Origin of the sequence: Dactylosporangium fulvum (assembly GCF_025137375.1) — a bacterium.
Classification (GTDB): domain Bacteria; phylum Actinomycetota; class Actinomycetes; order Mycobacteriales; family Micromonosporaceae; genus Dactylosporangium; species Dactylosporangium fulvum.
The window spans coordinates 4,854,382-4,877,202 of the sequence record NZ_CP073720.1 but is presented as its reverse complement, the minus strand read 5'-3'; the positions used below and the strand labels follow the sequence as shown (position 1 = coordinate 4,877,202).

Below are 22,821 nucleotides of genomic sequence, written 5' to 3'. Positions count from 1 at the left end.
ATCGATGGCATGTCCCAGACGCCCCATCCATCGGCATGGTTTACCGCTGCACGGATCCGGTCCTTGATTCGACTGGTACGGCCGGCAGATCACCACATACCGGCCAGACGGCAGCACCTGACGTGAACGGCATGTTCCGGACCCGGGACCCCACCTCGATCGGACGGCCTCTTGCTTGTGCCCTGCCGGCCTGGTACGAATGCTCAACTCAGAACTCAGGTTCATATATATGAACCATCTGGCCGACCGGAGGGCTCCGCCTGAAGGCGGGGGTATCCACGGAAGGAATCGGATGACCGGGAGCTTTACCGGGAAGGTCATGACCGTCCTCGGGCCCATCGAGCCGGAGGCGATGGGCAACACCCTCACCCACGACCACCTGATGGTCGACGGGTGGGGACTGCGCCAGCTGTACGAGGCGATCCTCGACGACGAGGAGATCGCCATCGAGGAGGTCCGGCGGTTCGCGGCGGCCGGCGGCCGGACGATCTGCGACCCGACGAACATCGGGCTGAAGCGCGACCCGCAGGCACTGCACCGGATCAGCTCGGCCACGGGCGTCAACGTCGTGATGGGCGCCGGCTGGTACCGCGAGATGGTCTACCCCGACTACATCACCACCGACAGCACTGAGGCGCTGGCCGGCCGGCTGATCGCGGAGATCGTCGACGGTGTCGACGGCAGCGGCATCCGGCCGGGGTTCATCGGCGAGATCGGCACCGAGCGCGGGTACATCAGCCCGGCCGTGGAGCGGGTGTTCCGCGCCGCAGGCCGGGCGCACCGGCAGACCGGCTGCCCGATCATGACCCACACCACCCACTGGGGCGAGCTGGCGCTCGAGCAGCTCGACCTGCTCGCCGAGGAAAGGGTCGACCCGGCGCACGTGATCGTGTCGCACCTGGGCGACCGGCGCGGCGTGCGGTGGTGGCTGCCGATCGCCGAACGGGGCGCCTGGCTCAACATCGACAACCTGGCTTTCGTGCAGGGCTACGCGCCCCTGTCGTTCCGGGCCGACAACGTCGCCGAGCTGTGCGCCATGGGACTGGCCGGGCAGCTGATGCTGTCCAACGACATCTGCGAGCTGGGCCAGCTCGCCGCGTACGGCGGACCGGGCTACGCCAACGTGATCGAGAACTTCCTGCCCATGCTGCACAGCCGGGGCGTGTCCGAAGAGGACATCCACCGCATGACGGTCACCAACCCCGCCCGGGCGTTCGCGTACTCGGCGCCCATCGTGACCGCGTCATGAACAGCGAAGGTTTCGTGTTGCGCGGTGGTCTGGTCTGTGACCCGGAGGCCGGTTCCCTGGCCCCGGGTGACGTCGTCGTGCGGGACGGGCGGATCGCCGCGCCCGCGACGGCGGGTGCGGCGGACCGGATCGTGGACGTGTCCGGGCTGGTGGTCACGCCGGGGCTGGTCGACCTGCACACGCATGTCTTCGTCGGGCAGGACCTCGGTGTCGATCCGGACGTCGTCGGCCCGCCCAGCGGGGTGACGACCATGGTGGACACCGGCAGTGCCGGCGCGCACCTGTTCGGAGCCTTCGTCCGCGGTACCGTCGAACGAGCCCGCACCCGGATCGCGGCGTTCATCAACATCTCCAGTGTCGGCACCACGAGCATCCTGCTCTCCGGTGAGCTGAAAACCCTCGCCTACGTCGACCCCGCCAGCTGTCGCGCCGCGATCGACGCCTACCGGGACCGGATCGTGGGCGTGAAGGTCCGGGCGTCCGCCGACGTGGCCGGCGACAACGGCGTGGTGGCCCTGGACCGCGCCCGTGAGGTCGCCGACGCCGAAGGGCTGCCGTTGATGGTCCACCTGGGGCCGCCGCCGGCGTCCCTGGCCGACATCCTGGCCCGGCTCGGGCCGGGCGACATCCTCACCCACTGCTTCACCGGCCTGTCCGGGACGCCGTTCACCGAGCACGGCCGGCTGGTCGACCTGATCGCCGAGGCCCGCCGGCGCGGCGTGGTCTTCGACATCGGGCACGGCATGTGCGGGTTCGACCTGGAGCAGGCCCGGGCGGCCGTGGCGGCCGGGTTCCTGCCCGACACGATCAGCTCCGACCTGCACACCTACTCCCGGGACATCGTCGGGGGCCTGCCGGACGTGATGGCGAAGTTCCTCGCGCTCGGCGTCGGCCTGCCCGAGGTGGTCCGCCGCACGACGATCGTGCCCGCCCGCGTCGCCGGGCTGGACGGCGCCGGCGTGGGGAGCCTGCGTCCCGGGGCGCCGGCGGACCTCGCGGTACTACGGGTGACCGACGGCCCGTCCCCCACCGTCTCGGCCGCGCTGACCGTCCGCAACGGCGAGATCGTGCACTCCGCCTCGAACTGAAGGACATCGACACACATGGACATCTACGCGGAACTGGGCATCCGGACCATCATCAACGCGGTCGGGCCGGCCACCCGGCTGGGCGGTCTGCCGCTGTCCGACGAGGTCGTCGAGGCCATGCGGGCAGCGGGCGCGCGCAACGTGCGCATGGACGAGCTGCAGGAGGCGGCCGGCGCCGAGATCGCCGCGTTGCTCGGCGCGCCGGCCGCCTACGTCACCAGCGGCGCGGCGGCGGCGTTGAGCCTCGCCACCGCGGTCTGCCTGGCCGGCGACCGGCCCGCGGCGATCGACGTGCTGCCGGAGGTGTCCGGGCAGCGCCGCCGGGTCATCATCCAGCGGGCGCACCGGGACCCGTACGACCACGCGCTGACCGCGGTGGGCGCGGAGCTGGTGGAGATCGGCTACCCGGGCTCCACCCGCCCCGACGAGTTGCTGCGTGAGCTCGACGAGCGGGCCGCGCTGGTGCTGTGGCGGCCCGGGCGGGGCGGTGACCACCTGAGCGTGGCCGAGGTGTCGGAGCTGGCGCACCGGGCCGGGGTACCGGTGCTCGTGGACGCCGCGATGGACGTGCCGCCCCTGGAACGGCTCGCTGCGCTGTTCGACGGCGGTGCCGACCTGGTGGCGATCAGCGGCGGCAAGGCGTTCCGCGGCCCGCACACGGCCGGGATCCTCTGCGGCCGGGCCGACCTGATCGGCGCGGTCGCCCTGCATCACCAGGACATGGACATCCGGCCCCGGACCTGGCAGCGCTCGGAGGTGACCGGCGCCGACCCGGTCCGCGGCCGGCACGGCATCGGCCGGGGCATGAAGGTGGGCCGCGAGCAGATCGTCGGCCTGCTGGTCGCGCTGCGGGCGTTCGTCCGGGACCCGGACGCCCATCACCGGCACGGGGAGCGGGAGCTGGCCGACATCCGGTCCGCGCTGGAGGCGGACGCGCGGTGCACGGTCCGGGACGGCTACGAGCACCACCTGGACGTGCCGGTGCTCGAGATCGACCTGTCCGCGTCCGGCCTCGAGGCCGACGAGGTGGTGCGGGAGCTGGACCGGGGCACGCCGCGGATCCACGTCGGCGAGGACCTCGCTTGGCGCAACGTGCTCGTGGTCAGCCCGATGGGGCTGCAGGACGGCGACGGAGCCGCGCTGGCGAAGCGGCTGATCGAAGTGCTCGACCGGGGCAACGCGGCGCGCTTCCCGAGCGAGCCTGGGCGGGACGGCCGTTCACACGTCAGCACGCAAGGAGCCCAGCGTCATGACCGCCACCCGTAACACCTCGCCGAACGTCCGGTCCACGGCCGGCGTCAAGTCGGCCGAGCGGGTGCTGGATCTCATGGAGTACCTGGCGGCGCACCGCTCCGGCGCGACGTTCCCACAGATCAGCCAGGACCTGGGCTTCCCCAAGAGCAGCCTGCACGCGCTGCTGGGCACGTTGGTGGGCCGTGGCTGGATCTATCTGGACGAGGAGCGGCGGCGCTACCGGATCGGGGTGCGGGTCTGGGAAACCGCGCAGAGCTTCGCCTACCTGGACAGCCTCGCCCACCGGGCCGAACCGCACCTGCGCTCGGCCCGCGACGAGCTCAACGAAACCGTGCAGCTGGCCGTGCTCGACGGCATCGACAACGTCTACATCGCCAAGGTCGAGGCCGACCATCCGTTGCGGCTGGTGTCCCGGGTCGGGATGCGGCTGCCCGCCTACGCGACCGGCCTCGGCAAGGTGCTGCTGGCCTACCTTGATCCGGCGGACCTGGAGGCACGCCTCAAGGGCGTGACCATGCGCAGGTTCACCCAGCACACCATCGTCACGCCGCAGCAACTGTCCGATCGGGTCGAGGAGATCCGTGAGCGCGGGTTCGGCGTGGACGACGGCGAGTACACCCCCGGGGTCTTCTGCGTCGCCGTGCCGGTCCGGGACGGCACCGGGCGGGTGGTGGCCGCGATGAGCTGCTCCATCCCCCGTGTCCGGCTCGGTGAGGGACCGGCGCACCGCGACCACCTGGTGAACACGCTGACCCGCCACTGCGACGCGATGTCCCGCGACCTCGGCTGGCCTGGCGGCGGCCGGTGACCAGCAACGTTCGTCCACAACAGACACTCAACCGGAAGGCAGAGACGGGATGAAACAGATTCGGACCGACCGTGCCCCCGCACCGGCCGGGGCCTACTCGCAGGGACTGCTCGTCAATGGGCTGCTGTTCACCGCCGGGATGGGACCGGCCGATCCCGTCACCAGGGAACTGGTCGGCCGGGACGTCGAGGAGCAGACCGTCCAGGTCCTGCGCAACCTCGACGAGGTGCTGCGGGCCGGCGGAAGCTCCCTCAGCCGGGTCGTGAAGGTCACCGTGCACCTGGCGGACCTGGCCGACTTCGCCGCCTTCGACCGGACCTACCGCCGGCTGATGTCCGAGCCCTACCCGGTGCGCACGACCGTGGGATCGGCGCTGGCCGCGGGCATGCTCGTCGAGATCGACTGCGTGGCGGCGGTGGAGGGTGACTGACGACCTCGCCGGCGGGTGCCCGCGACCGCCGCCGGCATCGGCGCTTACGACAGCGGGGCCATCAGCGGGGCGAGCCGACCGGCACAGGCCCGCAGCGCCGGCAGGTACCGCTGGGCGCGGTCGCCGGCAGCGCCCGCACGGGCCGAGGGGGTGGAACAGCTCACGGCGGCGACGACCGCCCCCGACGCGCTGCGCACCGGGACGGCGACACAGTAGAGGCCCACGGTGTACTCGCCGTCGTCCTCGGCGAAACCGTTGGCCCGCACGGCGGCGAGGCGGCGGAGCAGCTCCGCCTTGTCGCCGACGGTGCTCTTGGTGAATCGCTGCAACGTGACCCCTGTCAGCCGGCGGCGCACCTCCTCGGCGGGCAGGCCGGCCAGCAGCACCTTGCCCAGCGCCGTGGTGTGCGCGGGCAGCCGCAGACCGACTCCGGAGACCAGCCGAAGCGGATGGTCGGAGTCCTCCTTCGCCAGGTACACGTTGTCCAGTCCGTCCAGGACGGCCAACTGCACGGTCTCGTTGAGCTCGTCGCGCAGCGCCCGCATCTGCGGTCCAATGAGGACAGCGAGGTTCTCGTTGTGCGAGTACGCCTGCCCGACCTCCCAGGCGCGTAGCCCGATCCGGTAGACCCGCGAGTCCGGGTCCACGAACAGGTAGCCGCGCTCCGACAGCACCCGCAACAGCCCGTGCAGGCTGCTTCTGGGCAGCTTCAGGGCGGCGCGGATGCCACTGGCGTCGATCCCGTCGGTGTGCCGCGCGACCAGATCCAGGATCTGCAGGACCCGCTCGGCCGACTTGATCGAGCCGGTCCCCGCCGCAGTTTCCTCGGTTTCCCGGTGTTGGGGTGTAGGCGCCATGTCCAGACCGCTTCTCTCCGTCGATGGGTCCCGAGAAGGGTGCCATACGCGCCCAATGGCAGGCAATGCACGGCTGTGAGCTGCAATAACAGGCAAAGTGTTCAGATATATGAACGGGGATTCCTATATCCGGCCACCGCGTCTACAGTCGTGGACCAAGTCCCGAGTCCCACCGACACACCGATTGCCACTCGAGGTGGACAGGAATGTTGAGACACCGACGCGCACTTTGGACGACTGCTGTCGTGGCCGCGCTGAGCCTGACGGCCGCATGCGGCGGCACCGAAGAACCCGCCAAGTCCGCCCAGGACGGCGGAACCCTCGAGATCACTCACTGGGACCTGCTCGCCCCGAGCTACGGCGCCAAGATGTGGGAGACCTTCCAGGGCTACCAGCAGAAGAACCCGAAGGCGACGCTGACCAAGCAGGAAATCACCCGAGCCGACTACGAGACCACCATCAAGACCCAGATCGCCGCGGGCGGCGGACCCGACGTGTTCGCCGTCGCCGACACGTTCCTGCCCGAGCTCGCCGAGGCGGGCGTGCTGGAGCCGCTCGACGGCGTCTTCGGCCCGGACGTGAAGCTCAACGTCACCAACGAGGGCGGCAAGTGGCGCGGCAAGCAGCTGGCCGTCACCGCCCAGATCGCGCCGTACGCCCTCCTGTGGAACAAGGACATCCTGGCCCAGGCCGGGGTCCAGCCACCGACCACACCCGAGGAACTGGTCACGGCGGCGAAGACCATCAAGGAGAAGACCGGCATCACCGGCTTCGCGGTGCGCCACCGCATCGCTGAGGAGAACCCGTGGTGGATCGACTTCAACAACTGGCCGCAGGGCTTCGGCGGCGGCTGGTCCGACGGTAAGTCCCTCACCATCGACCGTCCGGAGAACATCGCCGCGCTCAAGGCGTACAAGGCCGTCTACTCCTCCGGCGCATTCGCCGTGGGCGACGACGCCTCGACCTTCCGGACGAAGTTCAAGGAGGGCAAGCTGGCCATGCTGATCGACGCGACCGGCGCGCCGACCGCGATGATCAGCGACAAGGTGCCGAGCACCTCCATCATGTCGTCGAAGCTTCCGTTCCCGGGCAAGAACACCAGCCAGGTCGGCATCTACTTCGTCGTCAACAAGAACTCCAAGAACAAGGAGCTGGCCAAGGACTTCCTGCGCTGGCTGGTCCAGCCGGAGCCGCAGCAGAAGCTCTCCGAGGTCATTGGCAACGCCTCGACGGTGGCCGTCGACACGACCGTCCCCGAGGCGTTCGTGAAGGCCAACCCGTGGGTCACCGCCTACCGGCAGAACGCGCCGTACTCGCACGGCGCCGTGGTGGTCGGGTTCGAGGCCAAGACCCCGCAGATCCGGCACATCGTCCTGCAGTGGATCGAGAAGGTGCTGCTGCAGAACGTCCCGCCCGAGGAGGCCCTGGCCAAGGCGGCCCAGGAGGCGAAGGCGGCGGTCGGGAACTGACCGATCCCACGCCCGACGCGGTAGGTGCCGGGCTCCGGCACCTACCGCGAACGACCGGAAGGAGGGGAATGAGCACCCGATCGCGGCTCGCGCCGTACCTGTTCGTCGGTGGCGCGGCAGTCTATCTGCTGGTGTTCACCGCCACCCCGCTGCTGCGCGGGGCACTGCTCAGCTTCACCGACACCAAGCTGCTCAACCCGGACGGGGGTGAGTACGTCGGTCTGGACAACTACCGCGAGGTGCTGGTCGACCAGCGGTTCGCGTCGTCGGTGCTCACCACGGTGCTCTACACCGCCTGCACGGTGGTGGGGGCGTTGCTGCTGGGGACGTTGGCGGCGTTCGCCATCAACGACGGATTCCGCGGCCGTGCGGTGGTACGGGCGATCCTGACGATGCCCTGGGCGGTGCCGTCGATCGCCGTCGTGCTCGTGTTCACCTGGATCTTCAACGTCGGTGACGGGGTGGCCAACCGGAGCCTCGCCGTGCTCGGCATCGGGGAACAGGGCTGGCTCATCGACCCCGACCTGGGGCTGCTGTCGGTCACCGCGGTCAGTGTCTGGAAGGTGTTCCCGTTCATCATGCTGGTCGTGCTGGCCGCCTTGCAGTCGGTGCCCGCCGAGGTGCGGGAGTCGGCCAGAGTGGACGGAGCGGACCGGTTCACCACGGTCAAGGAGATCGTGCTGCCCCACATCGCGCCGACGCTGCGCATCCTGGCGCTGCTGATGACCATCTGGTCGCTGCGGCGGTTCGAGATCATCTACCTGCTGACCGGCGGCGGGCCGATCGACGCCACCAACACGCTGGTCATCAACGTCTACCGGGAGGCGTTCGCGAACTCCGACCTGGGCCGGGCGGCAGCGCTGGGCATGCTGGGGCTGTGTCTGTCCCTTGTGGTCACCGTCGTCTACTTCGTCGTCGAGCGGCACTCGGCGCGGCGGGAGGCGCTGTGAAGCGGCTGACCGGAGCGGGTCCGGGCCGCTGGCTCACGATCCTGGCACTGATCGTGGTCTCCGGCTTCCCGGTCTACTGGATGCTCAACACCGCCCTGGCCACCCGCGAGGAACTGTTCAGCGGGCAGAGCCTGTGGGCGCGGCTGGACCGGTTCCCCGCCATCTTCGACGTCTTCGACAGCGGGGTGCCGCTGCTGCGCTGGCTCACCAACAGCGCCGTCGTCGCGACGGGCACCACGTTCTTCAGCCTGACGCTGGCCGTGCTGGCCGGCTACGGACTGTCCCGGTACCGGCGCTTCCACGGCCGTGGGGTGCTCGGCTTCGCGCTGTTCGCCACCCAGATGCTGCCCGAGGCGCTGCTGATCGTGCCGCTCTACACGCTGTTCGTGGCGCTGGGACTGATCAACGGACTGTTCGGCCTGGTGCTGGCCAACACGGCCTTCGCCATGCCGGTCGCCGCATGGATCATCAAGTCGGCCGTGGACGGTGTCCCCTACGAGATCGAGGAGGCGGCCCGGGTCGACGGCGCGCCCCGGTTCGTCATCTTCTCCCAGGTCACGCTGCCGCTGGTGGCGCCGTCGGTGGCCGCGGCAGCCGTCATCACGTTCTTCGACGGCTGGAACGAGTACCTCTTCGCCTCGACGTTCATCCGCGACACGGCGAAGTGGCCGGCGAGCAAGGGCCTGTCGTCGTTCATCGGGGAGTTCATCACTCCACTGTCGACGGTGTTCTCCGCCGCCCTGGTGTTCACCGTTCCCGCCATCATCTTCTTCCTACTGGTCCAGCGCCGGATCGTGAGTGGTCTCACCTCCGGTTCGGTGAAGGGGTAGGCATGCCAGCCATCACGTTCCGGGGCATCCGGAAGTCCTACGGCGACACGCCGGTCATCCACGAGTTCTCCACGGAGATCCCGGACCGGGAGTTCCTGGTGCTGCTCGGCCCGTCCGGGTGCGGAAAGTCCACCATGCTGCGCATGATCGCCGGGCTCATCGACATCACCGGCGGTGACCTGCTCTTCGACGGCCAGCGGGTCAACGACCTGGAACCCAAGCAGCGCAACATCGCGTTCGTCTTCCAGTCCTACGCGCTCTACCCGCATAAGACGGTGCGGGCCAACATCGCCTTCCCGCTGTTGATGAGTCGCTTCCGCTGGTGGCAGCACATTCCGATCGTCGGAATGATCGCGCGCTGGCGGGCGATGCGCGACCCCGCGATCGCCACGAGGATCGAGCACATCGCCGAGACCATGGAGCTCACGCCCTACCTCGACCGCCGGCCGCGCACGTTGTCCGGCGGGCAGCGGCAGCGGGTCGCACTGGCCCGGGCTCTGGTGCGCGAGCCCTCCGTCTACTTGCTGGACGAGCCGCTGTCCAACCTGGACGCCAAGCTGCGGGCACAGATGCGCACCGAGATCACGGCGCTCCACCGGCGAGTGGGAGCGAGCTTCATCTACGTCACGCACGACCAGGTCGAGGCGATGACCATGGGCACCCGCATCATCCTGCTCAACGACGGTGTCGTACAGCAGAGCGGGACCCCGCAGGAGATCTACGACGAGCCGGCGAACACCTTCGTGGCCCGGTTCATCGGTTCGCCGGCCATGAACCTGCTGCCGGTCACGGTCCAGGATGGACAGGCCACGATAAACGGCGGTACGACCGTGCCCGCCACCGGGGTACCCGACGGGTCGGCCCTCCTAGGCGTGCGGGCGGAGAAGGTGCGGGTCGCCGCGACGGGTCCCGGCATGCCGGCCCGGGTGGCGGTGGTGGAACGGCTGGGCGCCGAAACCGTGGTCGGCTTCCGGCTCGGGCTCGCCCCCAACAGCGAGGAGTTCGGCGCGGCCGCCGTGCGGGACCTGCACTACGCGAAGTTGCCGGGTGACGCCGGCCTCGCCGTCGACGACGAATGCCGGGTGCTGCTCGACCTGAGCGGCGCCTGCTGGTTTGACAGCCACAGTGGTGCGCGCATCGGCGCGCGGAAGGATGTACGCGTCGCATGAAGGCACTGCTCTACGCCGGGCCGCTCGAACTCGTCGTCACCGACCTCGACGTCCCGGCTCCGGCCGAGGACGAGGTGCTGGTACGGGTGGCCGCGGTCGGGGTCTGCGGATCCGAGGTGGAGGGTTTCGCCACCCAAAGCCCGTTCCGCAAGCCACCGCTGGTGATGGGCCACGAGTTCGCCGGGCACCGGGTCGACGACGGCACCCTGGTCACGGTCAATCCGCTGGTGGCATGCGGCGATTGCGGCAACTGCCGGCGCGGGAAGACGAACATCTGCGACAACCGCAGCATCCTCGGCATCCACCGGGCGGGCGGCTTCGCCGAGTACGTGGCCGTGCCGCGAGCCAACGTGCTCCCGTTGCCGGCCGGTGTGTCCGCGCAGCGCGGAGCGTTCGTCGAACCCATGGCCAACGCCGTGCACGCCGCGAACCTGGTCGCCGACCGGCTCGTCCCGAACGCCCGGGTCGGCGTGATCGGCGCCGGCATGCTGGGCATCGCGGTGCTGCTGGTGCTCCGCAGCCGCGGCCTGACCGATATCCACGTCGTCGACTTGGTCGAGCAGCGGCTGGCGATCGCGGTCAAGGCGGGCGCCGGCCACACCGGGCAGCGACTGACCGGCACCTTCGACGTCATTCTGGACACCGTGGGCACGGCCGGAACCCGGGCCGACTCCGTCGCCCTGCTGCATCCGGGCGGTGCCACGGTATGGCTCGGTCTGCACGCCGCGGAGTCCGATGCGGACTGCAGAGCGATGATCCGGGGCGAGAAGGCGGTCCTGGGCAGCTTCTGCTACACCGCCGCGGAGTTCGCGGCGGCGGTCCCGCTGGTCGCCGGCGTCGACGAGGACTGGCTGGAACTTCGGGACCTCGCCGACGGTGTCGAGGTGTTCGAGACGCTGATGCAGGGCCCGTCGGCGCACATCAAGACGATGTTGCTGCCATGAGCCGTACCGTGGTGGTGTCGGGTGGCGGCACCGGCATCGGCCGGGCGGTCGCCGCGGCGTTTGTCGAGCGTGGCGACCGGGTGGTGCTGGTGGGCCGGCGCGAGCCGAAGCTCCGCGCCGTGGCGGAGACGCTCGGCCCCGAGGCGACCTGGGTCGCCGCCGACCTGAGCACGGCGGACGGTGCCGCGCTGGTGGCCCGCGCGGTGGACCGGGTGCACGTGATCGTGGCCGGCGCCGGGGGCACCAGCGCGGCGGTGCCGTCCGAACTGGACGCGATCGCCCGCGAGTGGCGGGCCGACTTCGACCAGAACGTGCTGACTGCCGTGCTGCTGGTGGCCGCGCTGCGGCCGAAGCTGGCCGAGCAGGGCCGGGTGATCGGTGTGGGCTCGATCGGCGCCCAACTCGGCAGTGGCTACAGCGGCTCGTACGGTGCGGCGAAGGCGGCCCTGCACGCGTGGATCTTCTGGCTCGCCGCGGAGCTCGGGCCGACCGGGGCGACCGCCAACCTGGTGTTGCCCGGGTACGTGCCGGACACCGAGTTCTTCGGCGAGCGGATGAATCCGCAGTTCCACCAGGCCAGGGTCGACCGCACACTGGTCGGGCGAGCCGGCACGCCGGCGGACGTGGCATCCACCGTGTGCTTCCTGGCCTCACCCGAGGCCGCGTTCATCACCGGGCAGTTGGTGGGCGTCAACGGAGGTACGGTGCTGGGACGTTGAGCCATGAGACGGTCACCGCTCCCGAAGCCGGATGAAGTGCTCCATGGCTTCGTCGACGCCGGAGCCTCACTCGACCCCGTCATGGGCGGCTGCGACCGCCAGGGTGCGTGGCCCCGTTGCCCCCGGCCTTCGTCGTCACCAGCTCGGTGGCGCCTGTTTCGGCGGGTGGGATGGGAATGGTGACCGACAGGAGCGTGCCGCCACCGTGGGGACTCGTGATGGTGAACTGCCCGCCGAGCGCTTCCACCCTGTCGTTCAGGCCGATGAGTCCGGTCCCGCGGCCGGGGTCGGCACCTCCGATGCCGTCGTCGTGGATCGACAGGCACAGGGCGCCGCCCCGGGTCGCCGCCTGAACGCGCACAGCTGAGGCGTGGGCGTATCTGACCGCATTCGTCAACGCTTCGGAAACGACGTAGTAGGCAGCCACTTCGACCACGGGCGGCATGCGCCGGCCGACGTCGAGGTCGAATTCGACCGGTACCGCCGATCTGCGGGCGAGCGCCTTGAGCGCGGGCGCCAGGCCACCCATGGCGAGCAGGGCCGGATGGAGGCCCCTGGAGATTTCCCGCAGGTTGTCCACAGCGCTGTTCAGGCTGCGTAGTGTGCCCAAAAGTTCCGCCTTGGCCTGGACCAGCTCGGGCGGCAGGGCGGCTTGCACGGCACCCAACCGCAGCCCGGCGGCGATGAACTGCTGCAGTGCGCCCTCATGCAGGTCGCGTTCGATCCGCTGGCGGGTCTGGTCCGTGGCGGCGACGAGCCGGGCGCGGGATGCGGCGAGCTGTGCCCGGCTGTCGGCGTTGGCGATGGCGATGGCGGCAAGGGCGACGAAGTCCGCGACGCGTGCTTCGGTATCGGCCGGCAGGGGCTGAGGCCGCGCCGACCCGACGGCCGCAACGCCCCACAGCCGCCCTTCGACGACAACCGGCACCCCGACCGCGGACCGGACGCCCAGTTCACGTGCGACCGCGGCGGTGGGGCCGGCGGCGTCCTCGAAGCTGTCCATCCGGGCCGGCCGGCCACCGTCCCACACCTGCGACAGGATGTTCTCGCCCTCGATCGGCCAGTGCATCTGATCCGGCCGCAGGTCCGACAGATTGGTCGCGACGACGCTGACCGTGTCGTCACGCTCGTAGCGGAGCAGCCACGTGATGTGTTCGCCGATCAGCCAATGCAGCTCCGTCGTGATCGCGTCGAAGACCTCGGGTGGACCCGCACCGTGCGCCACGAGCGTCGCCACCCGGCCCAGCGCGGCTTGCTCGGTGGCAAGCTGACGCTGACGCTCCCGGCTTGCTTCCAGCGAATCCAGCACGGCGGCGCGCTCGTGTCCAGCGCGCAGCAGTGCCGCCAGTGACGGCACGACCTGCGCCTGCAGCCGCTGTACCGTCCGCTCGGGCACGTCGTTCGGCACCCGCAGGGTGCCGAAGCAGGCACCGCGGTCGCGCAGCGGAAACGCCAGGTGCCGCCCGTCTTCGGGGACGGCAGCCGGCTCGATCGCCACGGCCGGCAGGTCGAGCGCGCGCGCGACGCGTTGCGCGGCCGCGGGCAGCACCACGGCAACATCGTCGGTGTTCAGCAGCAGGCGGGCCAACTCGGCGGTGAGGTCGGACTCCTGGGCCTCGACCGCCCGCAGCCGGGACAGGTCCGCCAAGGCGCTGGTCAGCACCGCGACGGCAAGGAAGACCGCGAGCGCGGCCCACTCCCGCGTGTCCGCGACGACGAGGCGTCCGGCGGGCTGGACGTGGAAGAGCACATACGCGAGGGCGCTGACCACTGCCGTCGCAACGCCCAGCCACAGTCCCCACACCGTCGAGACCACGAGGACGCCGATCAGGTAGATCACGCTCAGGGAAGCCTCTGTGCTGATCGCCCTGAGCGGATACGCCAGCAGGGTTTCCACCGCGATCATGCAGATAGCGAACGCGATCCCCCACAGCAAACGCGGGGGCGTCGGCCGCACCAACCGCGACAGCGAACCCGCACGCATGTTGGCCAGTTTAGTCCGATTCCGCACGTGACGATCGTCGTCGGATGACGGCACCGGGCCACAATTCCCGGCGGCTCCGTCCGACGCGCCGGAGCCGGGCGGCAGGAGTACTGGTTGCCGGTTCACGTGGGCACTCGGCCGCATGGCGGCGGCCACCCTGCACCATGCCTACTTGCCGGTCGCGCCCTGGCCACACGGCGACGGCCTGCGGCGACGGATGCGATCCCGAGTCGATGTGCGACACGCATTGCACACCGCTCGGCGTCGTGAAGCTACACGTAACAGTCCGGTCACGACGGCTTTCCCAGCGCGCACCGCCTCGCGTACGGTGCCAGTGGCCGGAGGTCAGACCTCCGTCCTCAGGCCTTCAAACCATGCCGACGTGAGGTGGACGCGTGCAGGAACCCGCCGCCCGGTACGGGGGATACAAGTCGTTCGACTACCTGACCCCCCACACCGACTACAAGGTGTTCGAACTGGCCCCGCAGCTGGGCCGGGTGCCCGAGCACGACCTCGGGCTCTCCGACAGCCAGCGGCAGCGGGTCGCCCGGCTGCTCAGCGAGCACGCCGCGATCTCGCTGCACGAGCACCCCAAGATCCTTCCGGCCGACGTCACGCAACTGCGCGACTACAACCGCACCGGACGTAACGCCTTCGGGTTCGAAGGGCTCGCGCGGTCCGGCCTCACCGCCGTCTTCGACAACTTCATGAACGGCACCGGCTGCGTCACCAGCGAGCACGCCTGGAAGTGGGACGACGTCATCTACGACATCGGGCTCCGCTTCGCCGACGTCGCCAAGCAGGACTACGTGGTGGTGGCGACCACCCTCGACGAGATCTTCGCGGCCAAGCGCGACGGCCGGCTCGCCCTGGTGGCGGGGCTGGAGGCGGCCACGATGATCGAGAACGAGCTGGACCGGATCGACATCCTGTACGGCTTCGGCGTCCGCCAGATGGGCATCGCCTACAGCCAGGCCAACATGCTCGGCAGCGGGCTCTCCGAGGACCGCGACGGCGGCCTCACCCACTTCGGCCGCCGCGCCGTCGACCGGATGAACAAGCTCGGCATCGCCATCGACATCTCGCACTCCGGCGACCAGACGTCCCTCGACGTGATCGAGGCCAGCCGGGTGCCGGTCTTCATCACCCACGCCGGCTCCCGCACGGTCTGGAACACGCCCCGGATGAAGCCGGACGACGTGATCCGCGCCTGCGCCGAGCGCGGCGGCGTGATCGGCATCGAGGCCGCCCCGCACACCACCCTGTCCGCGAAGCACCCGCACCACTCGATCGAGTCGGTGATGGACCACTTCACCCACTGCGTCGAACTGGTCGGCATCGACCACGTGGCGTTCGGGCCGGACACCAACTTCGGCGACCACGTCGGCCTGCACGACAGCTTTGTCGGACACCTGGCGATCGGCCGGGCGCACGGCGCGGTCGACCACCCACGAGTGCCGTACGTCTCCGGGCTCGAGAACCCGGCCGAGTGCTTCAGCAACATCGTCGGCTGGCTGGTCCAGCACGACTACTCCGATGACGAGATCGCCAAGGTCATCGGCGGCAACATCATTCGTGTACTTCAGGAGGTTTGGTGAGCAAGATGAGCAAGGCCGCCGTCGCGCTCGGCGCGGCGGTCGCCCTGGCCCTGTCGGGCTGCGGGCTCAACGAGGACAACAACTCGTCGAACGGCAACAGCGGCGGCGACAACGCGGTGCTGCGGATCGGCACCACGACCGACGTCTCCAACTTCAACCCGCTGCAGTCGCTGAGCAAGACCGACTCCTGGATCCTCAACACGATGTACCCGCATCTGCTGCGGATCGACGAGAACGCCAAGAAGGCGCCGGAGCTGGCGAAGGAGTACAGCTACGAGGACGGTGGCAAGACCGCCGTGTTCAAGCTGCGCGACGACTTCGTCTGGACCGACGGCAAGCCGGTGGTCGCCGACGACGTCAAGTTCAGCGCCGAGTCGATCATGAAGTACAAGCTCGGTAACGTCGCCGCCAAGCTCACCTGGGTCACCTCGGTCGAGGCGCCGGACCCGACGACGGTGAAGTTCCACCTCTCCCAGGCGTACGCGCCGTTCGCCGAGGGCGTCGGGTTCTGGATGTCGGTCGTGCCCAAGCACGTCTTCGAGCCCGCCGGCGACCTGTCGAAGTTCGCCAACGACGCCAACTGGGTCGGCGCCGGGCCGTTCGTGCTGGAGAGCGCCACCAAGGGCCAGCGGTACGTGATGAAGCGCAACGACAAGTACCCGCTCGCGCCCGGTGGCAAGGCGGCCGTCAGCAAGGTCGAGTACCGCATCTACCCGGACGTCAACACGATGATGCTGGCGCTGCGCAACGGCGACATCGACCTGATGGGCACCCCGGTGCCGACGTCGGCGGCGAAGACCTTCGAGGGCGACTCGAAGATCAAGCTGAAGAAGGTCGGCGCGCTCGGCTTCGCCCACCTGACGTACAACATGAACAACAAGGACCTGGCCAAGCAGGAGGTCCGGCAGGCGCTGTCGATGGCGGTCGACACCAAGGCGATCATCGCCTCGGTACTCCAGGGCGACGCGCAGCAGATGGCCGGCCCGATCTCGCCGATCTTCGCCGAGTACGACAACAAGGAGATCCAGCCGTACCCGTTCGACCCGGCCGGAGCGAAGGCCAAGCTGACCGCGGCGGGCTACAAGGACGGCAACGGCGACGGCTTCTTCGACGGGCTGGAGTTCGGCGTCGCCTGCGACCAGTCGAACGCCAACATCACCCGGGTGGTGCAGCTGTTCCGGGAGAGCGCCGAACAGGCCGGCATCAAGCTGAAGAACGAGTGCGTCGAGCGGAACACCTTCCTGAGCCGCACCAAGGAGGGCAAGTACGACATCGACGCGTCGCAGTGGGGCGTCTTCGACAACCCGATGGACCAGCTGCGCAGCACGTACCTGTCCAGCAACCCGGGTGGGATCAACTACAACCTGCTCAAGTCGAATGAGATGGACCGGCTGATCAACGACGCCGCCGGCACCACCGACCAGGCCGCCTTCGTCGAGAAGATCAAGAACATCGACAAGGTTGTGCACGAGCAGGCGTACCTGACCCCGCTGTACGTGGAGAACTTCCAGTTCGCCTACAACGCCAGCAAGTTCGGGGGCTTCGTCGCGTCGCCCTCCGACCTGCTCGGCATGGTCACCGCGTATTCGCTCGCCCAGGTCAAGCCGGTCGGCTGACCGGCTTGACGCCAGAGTAAGAAAGGAGGGGGTCCCCCGTGGCACGCTTCGTGCTCAACCGGGCGCTGAAGGCCGTACTGACGATCTGGATAGCGATCACCGCGACGTTTTTCCTGCTCCGGTTGCTCCCGGGGGACCCCACGACCCTGATGGTCGAGGGCGACATGACCCCGGAGATGCGGGCCGCCCTGCTCAAGACGTACGGCCTGGACCGGCCGCTGTTCGAGCAGTACGTCGCGTACCTGCGCGAGCTGCTGCACGGCAACTTCGGGATATCGTTCCGGCAGATCCAGCCGGTGAGCGAGATCCTCCTCGACCGTCTGCCGTGGACACTGCTGCTGGCCGGCACGGCGTTCGTCCTGACCATCGCCGTCGGCATCCCGATCGGCGTGTACGCGGCGGCCAACCGCGACCGCTGGCCGGACAAGGTGCTCCAGGTCTTCGGCATCGGCGGGCACGCGCTCTTCGTGCCCAGCGTGGCCATGCTGCTGCTGGTCTTCGTCGGCGCCCGGCTCGGCTGGTTCCCGATCGGCGGGGCGATCGACCCCGACACCCGGGGCGCCGCCGCCTATCTCAGCCTGGCGCACCACCTGGTGCTGCCGGTGCTCTCGCTGGTCCTCGTGCAACTCGGCCCGTACGCGCTGACGCTGCGCACCAACCTGGTCGACGTCCTCGGCGAGGACTACATCCGTGCCGCCCGCGCCCGCGGCCTCTCCGGTCGCCGCCGGCTGTGGAAGCACGCCCTGCGCAACGCGATCCTGCCCGCGCTGACCCTGATGGGCCTCCAGCTCGGCACGCTGGTCGGCGGCGCCGTGCTCACCGAGACCGTGTTCGCCTACCCCGGGGTCGGCCGGCTCATCTACGAGGCCGTCGGGCAACGCGACTACCCCGTCCTGCAAGGAGCGTTCATCATGCTCGCGATCACCGTCGTGGTTGCCAACACGCTCACCGACCTGCTCTACGCCGTGCTCAACCCGAGGATCCGGCTGTGAGCGCCCCGCTCATGCCGGAGTCGGCGGCGGAAGCGGCACCCACCGCCAAGCCGGCCTGGCGCACCTTCCTGCGCCAGCCCTCCGGGCTGCTCGCTGCGACGGTGCTGGCGGTGATGGTGCTGGTCGCACTCGCCGCCCCGCTGATCGCCGACGAGCCCACCGGCACCGGTGCCGACGTGCTCCAGGGCCCCTCGGGCGCGCACTGGTTCGGCACCGACGACCTCGGCCAGGACATCTTCGCCCAGGTGGTCTGGGGCACCCGGACCAGCCTGCTGATCGGCGTGGCCGCCTCACTCATCGCGATCGTGCTCGGCACCGCGATCGGGCTCGCCTCGGCGCACTTCCGCCCGGTCGACGCCGTCGGCACGGTCGTCACCGACGTGATGCTGGCGCTGCCGACCCTCCCCCTGATGATCATGCTGGCCGCGCTCGTCAACCCGAGCGTCTGGACGCTCACCGTGATCATCGGTGTCTTCGCCTGGCCCGAGGTGGCCCGCCTGATCCGCTCGCAGGGCCTGGTCGTCTCCGCGATGCCCTACATCGACGGCGCGCGGGTGCTCGGCGCGAGCGGCTGGCGGATCGTCACCCGCGAGATCCTGCCCGCGGTGGTCCCGCTGATCGTGGTGAGCGTGCTGCTGACCGCGTCCCGCGCGGTCATCTCCGAGGCGGGGCTGAGCTTCCTCGGCCTCGGCGACCCCGACTCGTGGTCGTGGGGGCGGATCCTGCTCAACGCCCAGCGCAGCGGCGTGGTCGCCATCGCCTGGTGGCAGACGCTCTTCCCGTCGCTGGCGATCCTGCTGCTCGTCCTTGCCGCCACCGTGGCCGGCATGCGCTTCAACGACATCCGCGACCCCCGCCGGAACGGAGGCTGACCCGTGCGACTGCCCGACAGTTTCTACTCGTCCGTCCGCGCCGAACTGACCGAGGCGCTCGGCGAACGCGGCCTTGACGGCTTCCTCGCCACCTCCCCCGCCGACGTGGCGTACCTCTGCGGGTTCTTCTACATCGCCACCGAGCGGCCGGTCTACCTGTGGATGCCGCGCTCGGGCGACCCGCTGCTGGTGATTCCCCGCCTGGACGAGGAGTACGCGGCCCAGCAGCGGGTCACGGTCGAGACCGTCAGCTACTTCGAGTTCCCCGGCGTGGTCACCGCCGAGCAGACGCTCGCCGCGGCACTGGCCGGCCGCGGAGCCCGCCGGATCGGGGTGGGCGCCGGCGTGTCGGTCGGGGCGTTCCGCGCGCTGTCGACGGCCCTCGGCGAGGCCACCACCCTGGAGACCACCGACGCGGTGGCCAAGCTGCGGCTGCGCAAGCTGCCCGAGGAGATCCCGTTCCACGAGGCGGCGGCACGGATCTGCGACGAGATGCTGGCCGCGGGCCGGGAGCTGATCGCCGACGCGCTGCGCAAGGGCGACGAACTGCCCCGGGAGGACGAGATCGCCCGGCACGTCATCGGCTACGGCACGGACCGGATGTACGCCGATTACGACCTGGTCGTCTACACCACCAAGCTGGCCGGCGGGCTGGTCTACGCCGGGCCGAACTCGGCGCTGCCGCACGGCCTGCCGACCCGGCGGCGGGTCCGGGCAGGCGACACCCTGATCCTCTCCCTCGGCGCGGCGGTGGCGAGCCGGTTCGTGGAGAGCGAGCGGACGTTCGTGATCGGCGAGCCGACCCCGGAGCAACAGCGCTACTACGAGGCCGACCGGGAGGCCCAGGAGGTCGGCACCCAGGCGATGGTGGCCGGGCGCACCTGCGCCGAGGTCAACCGGATCTGCCTGGACGTGCTGCGCGGCCACGGTCTCGGCGACTACATCCGGCACCGGCAGGGCCACGGCATCGGGCTGCAGAACCACGAGCCGCCGTGGGTCGAGGACGGCGACCACACCGTCCTGGCGCCGGGGATGCTGCTGTCCAGCGAGCCCGGGGTGTACGTGCCGGGGCACGCCGGCTACCGCATCTCCGACACGGTGCTGGTCGAGGAGACCGGGCCGCGCCGGCTCACCAGCTTCCCCCGCGACCTGGCGTCCACCATCATCGAGGAGGTCCGATGAGTTTCCATGAGCGGCTGACCGTCAACGGTGCCGAGCTGGTGGTCGAGGCGTTCGGCCCGGAGGACGGGCCGGCGATGATCGTGCACCACGGCGCGCCGGGGCTCGGCTCCCGGTCCGAGCCGAAGCGGTCGTTCGGCCCGTTCGCCGACACGTTCCGGGTCATCGTCTTCGACGCCCGGGGCTCCGGCGAGTCCAGCGATCACGAGCCGTTCACCCACGCGCAGTGGGTCGCCGACGTGGACGCGATCCGCGCGTACTTCGGCCACGAGCGGATCGTCATGGCCGGCGGATCGTACGGCGGGTTCATCGCGCTGGAGTACGCCATCGCCCACCCCGACCGGGTCTCGGCGCTCGTGCTGCGGGACACCGCGGCCGACACCGCACACGACCACCTCGCCGTCGAGCGGGCGAAGTCCACCGACCGGACCGTCATTCCGCAGTGGGCGATCGACCGGATCGGCACCGGCCGGTTCGAGAGCAACGACCAGCTCCGCGAGTACTGGAAGGCGATCCTGCCGCTCTACGACCACCAGCACGACCCGGCGAAGGACGCCGCGAAGCTGGCCGCGACCCGGTTCCACTACCGGACGCACAACGCGGCGTTCGGGCAGAACATGCCCCGGTACGACCTGAAGCCGAAGCTCCCGTCGATCACCTGCCCGGCCCTGGTCACCGTCGGCCGGCACGACTGGCGCACGCCGGTGGCCGCCTCGGAGACGATCGCGGAGCTGATCCCCGACGCCCGGCTGGTCGTGTTCGAGAAGTCCGGCCACTCCCCCCAGCTCGAGGAGCCGGAGCTGTTCCAGCGGACCGTCCGGGACTTCCTGGCCGAGGCCGGAGTCGTGTGATGGCGCTGCTGGAGGTCGAGGACCTGCGGGTCAGCTTCCCCGGGCCGGGCAGCGCGCCGGTGCGGGCGGTCAACGGCGTGTCCCTTGCCCTGGAGCCCGGGCGGACGCTGGCCATCCTCGGCGAGTCCGGCTCGGGCAAGAGCGTCACCGCGCAAGCGGTCATGGGCATCCTCGACGCGCCCCCGGCGCAGGTCAGCGGATCGGTGCGGCTGCGCGGCCGGGAGCTGCTGACGCTGCCGCCGAAACAGCGCGACAAGATCAGCGGCGAGGAGATCGGCATGGTCTTCCAGGACGCCATGGCCGCGCTGAACCCGGTCTACACGGTCGGCGAGCAGCTCGGCGAGCTGCTGCGGGTCCGGCGTGGACTGTCGCGTTCGGACGCCCGGCGGCGCGCGGTCGAGCTGGTCGACCGGGTGCGCATTCCGGCCGCCAAGGACCGGGTGCGCGACTACCCGCACCAGTTCTCCGGCGGGATGCGGCAGCGCATCATGATCGCGCTGGCCGTCGCGCTCGAACCGGCCGTGCTGATCGCCGATGAACCGACGACCGCGCTCGACGTCACGGTGCAGGCCCAGGTGATGGAGCTGATCGCCGAGATCCAGCGGGACAGCGGGATGGCCCTGCTGCTCATCACGCACGACCTGGGCGTGGTCGCCGAGGTCGCCGACGACGTCGCGGTGATGTACGCCGGCCGGATCGTCGAGCGGGCCACCGTGGAGCAGATCTTCGCCGGTCCGGCCCACCCGTACACCGAAGGGCTGCTCGCCTCGATGCCCCGGGTCGACCGGCGCGACGAGGAGCTGTACGCGATCCCCGGCGCCCCGCCGAACCCGGCGCGGCTGCCGGCCGGTTGCCCGTTCCACCTGCGCTGCCCGCGCGCCGACGACACCTGCCGGGCCACCCTGCCGCCGCTGTCGCCGCTGCCGCACGGCCGGGCCAGCGCCTGCCACCACCGGGAGGAGCTGCTGCATGTCAGCCACCGATGACCCGGTGCTCCGGGTCGACAACCTGGTCCGGCACTTCCCGGTGAAGGGCCGGCTGCCGTTCACGTCCGGCGGAGTGGTCAAGGCCGTCGACGGGGTGTCCTTCGACCTCCGGCGCGGCGAGACCCTGGGGGTCGTCGGCGAGTCCGGCTGCGGTAAAAGCACGCTCGCCCGGATGTTGGTGGGGCTGGAACGGCCGACGGCCGGCGAGGTGCGCTTCGGCGACGCCGTCGTGCACACCGCGCGGGGTCGCCGGCTGCGGGAGCTCCGCCGGCGGATCCAGATCGTGCTCCAGGACCCGTACACCTCGCTGAACCCGCGGCGCACCGTGCGCGACATCCTGCTCCAGCCGTTCGAGATCCACCCGGACGTGGTGGACCGCCGGCACCGGCTGGACCGGATCAACGAGCTGCTCGATCTGGTCGGTCTCGACCCGTCGCTGCACCTCGACCGCTACCCGCACCAGTTCTCCGGCGGTCAGCGGCAGCGGATCGGCATCGCCCGGGCGCTCGCCCTGCGGCCCGACGTCATCATCTGCGACGAGCCGGTCTCCGCGCTCGACGTGTCGGTCCAGGCCCAGGTGGTCAACCTGCTGGAGCGACTGCAACGCGAGCTCGGCGTGGCGTACGTCTTCATCGCCCACGACCTGTCGGTGGTCCGGCACATCTCGGACCGGGTGGCGGTGATGTACCTCGGCAAGCTGGTCGAGACCGGACCCGAGGCTCCGCTGTACGACGCGCCGCAGCACCCCTACACCAAGGCGCTGCTGTCGGCGGTCCCCGTACCGGAGCCCGTGGGCCGGGCCGAGCGGAAGCGGATCCTGCTCGCCGGCGACCCGCCGAGCCCCGTCGACCCGCCGTCCGGCTGCCGGTTCCGGACCCGCTGCTGGCAGGCGACCGACACCTGCGCCCGCGTCGAGCCGCCGCTGTCCGGCGACGGGCGATCGGTTGCCTGCCACTATCCGTTGTCCGCCCCATAA

The 22,821-nt window shown here is 70.2% G+C and carries 21 protein-coding genes; 19 read left to right on the top strand and 2 right to left on the bottom strand.

Annotated elements, in window-relative coordinates; all coding sequences use genetic code 11:
* The first annotated feature begins 292 nt into the window (after positions 1 to 292).
* Genes Dfulv_RS22880 through Dfulv_RS22860 form a run of 5 tightly spaced genes read left to right on the top strand, consistent with a single transcriptional unit; the run spans position 293 to position 4,829 of the window.
* On the top strand, positions 293 to 1,249 hold the full coding sequence (locus tag Dfulv_RS22880; protein WP_259866602.1) for a phosphotriesterase family protein: 957 nt from the start codon (positions 293 to 295) through the stop codon (positions 1,247 to 1,249).
* Positions 1,246 to 2,337, top strand: a complete 1,092-nt coding sequence (locus tag Dfulv_RS22875) for an amidohydrolase/deacetylase family metallohydrolase (RefSeq protein WP_259866600.1) — start codon at positions 1,246 to 1,248, stop codon at positions 2,335 to 2,337. Before Dfulv_RS22880 ends, Dfulv_RS22875 begins: the two co-directional genes overlap by 4 nt.
* Positions 2,338 to 2,352: 15 nt before the next feature.
* Positions 2,353 to 3,603 (top strand): aminotransferase class V-fold PLP-dependent enzyme, encoded by a 1,251-nt coding sequence (locus Dfulv_RS22870; protein ID WP_259866598.1) that lies wholly within the window; start codon positions 2,353 to 2,355, stop codon positions 3,601 to 3,603.
* Complete coding sequence (locus Dfulv_RS22865; RefSeq protein WP_259866596.1) at positions 3,587 to 4,399, top strand: IclR family transcriptional regulator; 813 nt, start codon at positions 3,587 to 3,589, stop codon at positions 4,397 to 4,399. Before Dfulv_RS22870 ends, Dfulv_RS22865 begins: the two co-directional genes overlap by 17 nt.
* Positions 4,400 to 4,448: 49 nt before the next feature.
* Positions 4,449 to 4,829, top strand: a complete 381-nt coding sequence (locus tag Dfulv_RS22860) for a Rid family detoxifying hydrolase (protein WP_259866594.1) — start codon at positions 4,449 to 4,451, stop codon at positions 4,827 to 4,829.
* A 44-nt stretch (positions 4,830 to 4,873) separates the two neighbouring features.
* Here Dfulv_RS22860 and Dfulv_RS22855 read toward each other — a convergent pair whose 3' ends face one another.
* Positions 4,874 to 5,686, bottom strand: a complete 813-nt coding sequence (locus Dfulv_RS22855) for an IclR family transcriptional regulator (RefSeq protein WP_259866593.1) — start codon at positions 5,684 to 5,686, stop codon at positions 4,874 to 4,876.
* 245 nt (positions 5,687 to 5,931) lie between these two features.
* On the opposite strand from Dfulv_RS22855, the gene Dfulv_RS22850 reads away from it, so the two are divergent.
* From Dfulv_RS22850 to Dfulv_RS22825, 6 genes are all read left to right on the top strand, one after another.
* Positions 5,932 to 7,155 carry an ABC transporter substrate-binding protein gene (locus Dfulv_RS22850; RefSeq protein ID WP_259866591.1) on the top strand — a complete coding sequence of 408 codons (1,224 nt, stop codon included), beginning with the start codon at positions 5,932 to 5,934 and terminating at the stop codon, positions 7,153 to 7,155.
* A 68-nt stretch (positions 7,156 to 7,223) separates the two neighbouring features.
* Positions 7,224 to 8,105: a carbohydrate ABC transporter permease gene (locus tag Dfulv_RS22845; RefSeq protein ID WP_259866589.1), complete on the top strand. Its 882-nt coding sequence runs from the start codon at positions 7,224 to 7,226 to the stop codon at positions 8,103 to 8,105.
* Positions 8,102 to 8,935: a carbohydrate ABC transporter permease gene (locus Dfulv_RS22840; RefSeq protein WP_259866588.1), complete on the top strand. Its 834-nt coding sequence runs from the start codon at positions 8,102 to 8,104 to the stop codon at positions 8,933 to 8,935. Before Dfulv_RS22845 ends, Dfulv_RS22840 begins: the two co-directional genes overlap by 4 nt.
* A 2-nt stretch (positions 8,936 to 8,937) precedes the next feature.
* Positions 8,938 to 10,104: an ABC transporter ATP-binding protein gene (locus Dfulv_RS22835; RefSeq protein WP_259866586.1), complete on the top strand. Its 1,167-nt coding sequence runs from the start codon at positions 8,938 to 8,940 to the stop codon at positions 10,102 to 10,104.
* On the top strand, positions 10,101 to 11,048 hold the full coding sequence (locus Dfulv_RS22830) for an alcohol dehydrogenase catalytic domain-containing protein (protein WP_259866584.1): 948 nt from the start codon (positions 10,101 to 10,103) through the stop codon (positions 11,046 to 11,048). The genes Dfulv_RS22835 and Dfulv_RS22830 overlap by 4 nt, the downstream gene beginning before the upstream one ends.
* Positions 11,045 to 11,767, top strand: a complete 723-nt coding sequence (locus tag Dfulv_RS22825; RefSeq protein WP_259866582.1) for an SDR family NAD(P)-dependent oxidoreductase — start codon at positions 11,045 to 11,047, stop codon at positions 11,765 to 11,767. The genes Dfulv_RS22830 and Dfulv_RS22825 overlap by 4 nt, the downstream gene beginning before the upstream one ends.
* 79 nt (positions 11,768 to 11,846) lie before the next feature.
* On the opposite strand, the gene Dfulv_RS22820 is transcribed toward Dfulv_RS22825, so the two are convergent.
* The gene (locus Dfulv_RS22820; RefSeq protein ID WP_259866580.1) at positions 11,847 to 13,673 is read right to left on the bottom strand and encodes a sensor histidine kinase; all 1,827 of its coding nucleotides are present in this window, start codon (positions 13,671 to 13,673) and stop codon (positions 11,847 to 11,849) included.
* A 473-nt stretch (positions 13,674 to 14,146) separates the two neighbouring features.
* On the opposite strand from Dfulv_RS22820, the gene Dfulv_RS22815 reads away from it, so the two are divergent.
* From Dfulv_RS22815 to Dfulv_RS22780, 8 genes are read left to right on the top strand one after another with little or no spacing between them, the layout of a single operon-like run.
* Positions 14,147 to 15,349: a dipeptidase gene (locus Dfulv_RS22815; RefSeq protein WP_259866578.1), complete on the top strand. Its 1,203-nt coding sequence runs from the start codon at positions 14,147 to 14,149 to the stop codon at positions 15,347 to 15,349.
* A 5-nt stretch (positions 15,350 to 15,354) separates the two neighbouring features.
* Complete coding sequence (locus Dfulv_RS22810; RefSeq protein ID WP_259867842.1) at positions 15,355 to 16,965, top strand: ABC transporter substrate-binding protein; 1,611 nt, start codon at positions 15,355 to 15,357, stop codon at positions 16,963 to 16,965.
* A 38-nt stretch (positions 16,966 to 17,003) separates the two neighbouring features.
* Positions 17,004 to 17,957 (top strand): ABC transporter permease, encoded by a 954-nt coding sequence (locus tag Dfulv_RS22805; protein ID WP_259866575.1) that lies wholly within the window; start codon positions 17,004 to 17,006, stop codon positions 17,955 to 17,957.
* Positions 17,954 to 18,829 carry an ABC transporter permease gene (locus Dfulv_RS22800; RefSeq protein WP_259866573.1) on the top strand — a complete coding sequence of 292 codons (876 nt, stop codon included), beginning with the start codon at positions 17,954 to 17,956 and terminating at the stop codon, positions 18,827 to 18,829. Before Dfulv_RS22805 ends, Dfulv_RS22800 begins: the two co-directional genes overlap by 4 nt.
* Before the next feature lie 3 nt (positions 18,830 to 18,832).
* Positions 18,833 to 20,011: a M24 family metallopeptidase gene (locus Dfulv_RS22795; RefSeq protein ID WP_259866571.1), complete on the top strand. Its 1,179-nt coding sequence runs from the start codon at positions 18,833 to 18,835 to the stop codon at positions 20,009 to 20,011.
* The gene (locus Dfulv_RS22790) at positions 20,008 to 20,859 is read left to right on the top strand and encodes an alpha/beta fold hydrolase (RefSeq protein ID WP_259866569.1); all 852 of its coding nucleotides are present in this window, start codon (positions 20,008 to 20,010) and stop codon (positions 20,857 to 20,859) included. Before Dfulv_RS22795 ends, Dfulv_RS22790 begins: the two co-directional genes overlap by 4 nt.
* The gene (locus tag Dfulv_RS22785; RefSeq protein WP_259866567.1) at positions 20,859 to 21,845 is read left to right on the top strand and encodes an ABC transporter ATP-binding protein; all 987 of its coding nucleotides are present in this window, start codon (positions 20,859 to 20,861) and stop codon (positions 21,843 to 21,845) included. Before Dfulv_RS22790 ends, Dfulv_RS22785 begins: the two co-directional genes overlap by 1 nt.
* A complete protein-coding gene (locus tag Dfulv_RS22780; RefSeq protein WP_259866565.1) occupies positions 21,829 to 22,821 on the top strand; it encodes an ABC transporter ATP-binding protein in 993 nt (330 codons plus the stop codon). Before Dfulv_RS22785 ends, Dfulv_RS22780 begins: the two co-directional genes overlap by 17 nt.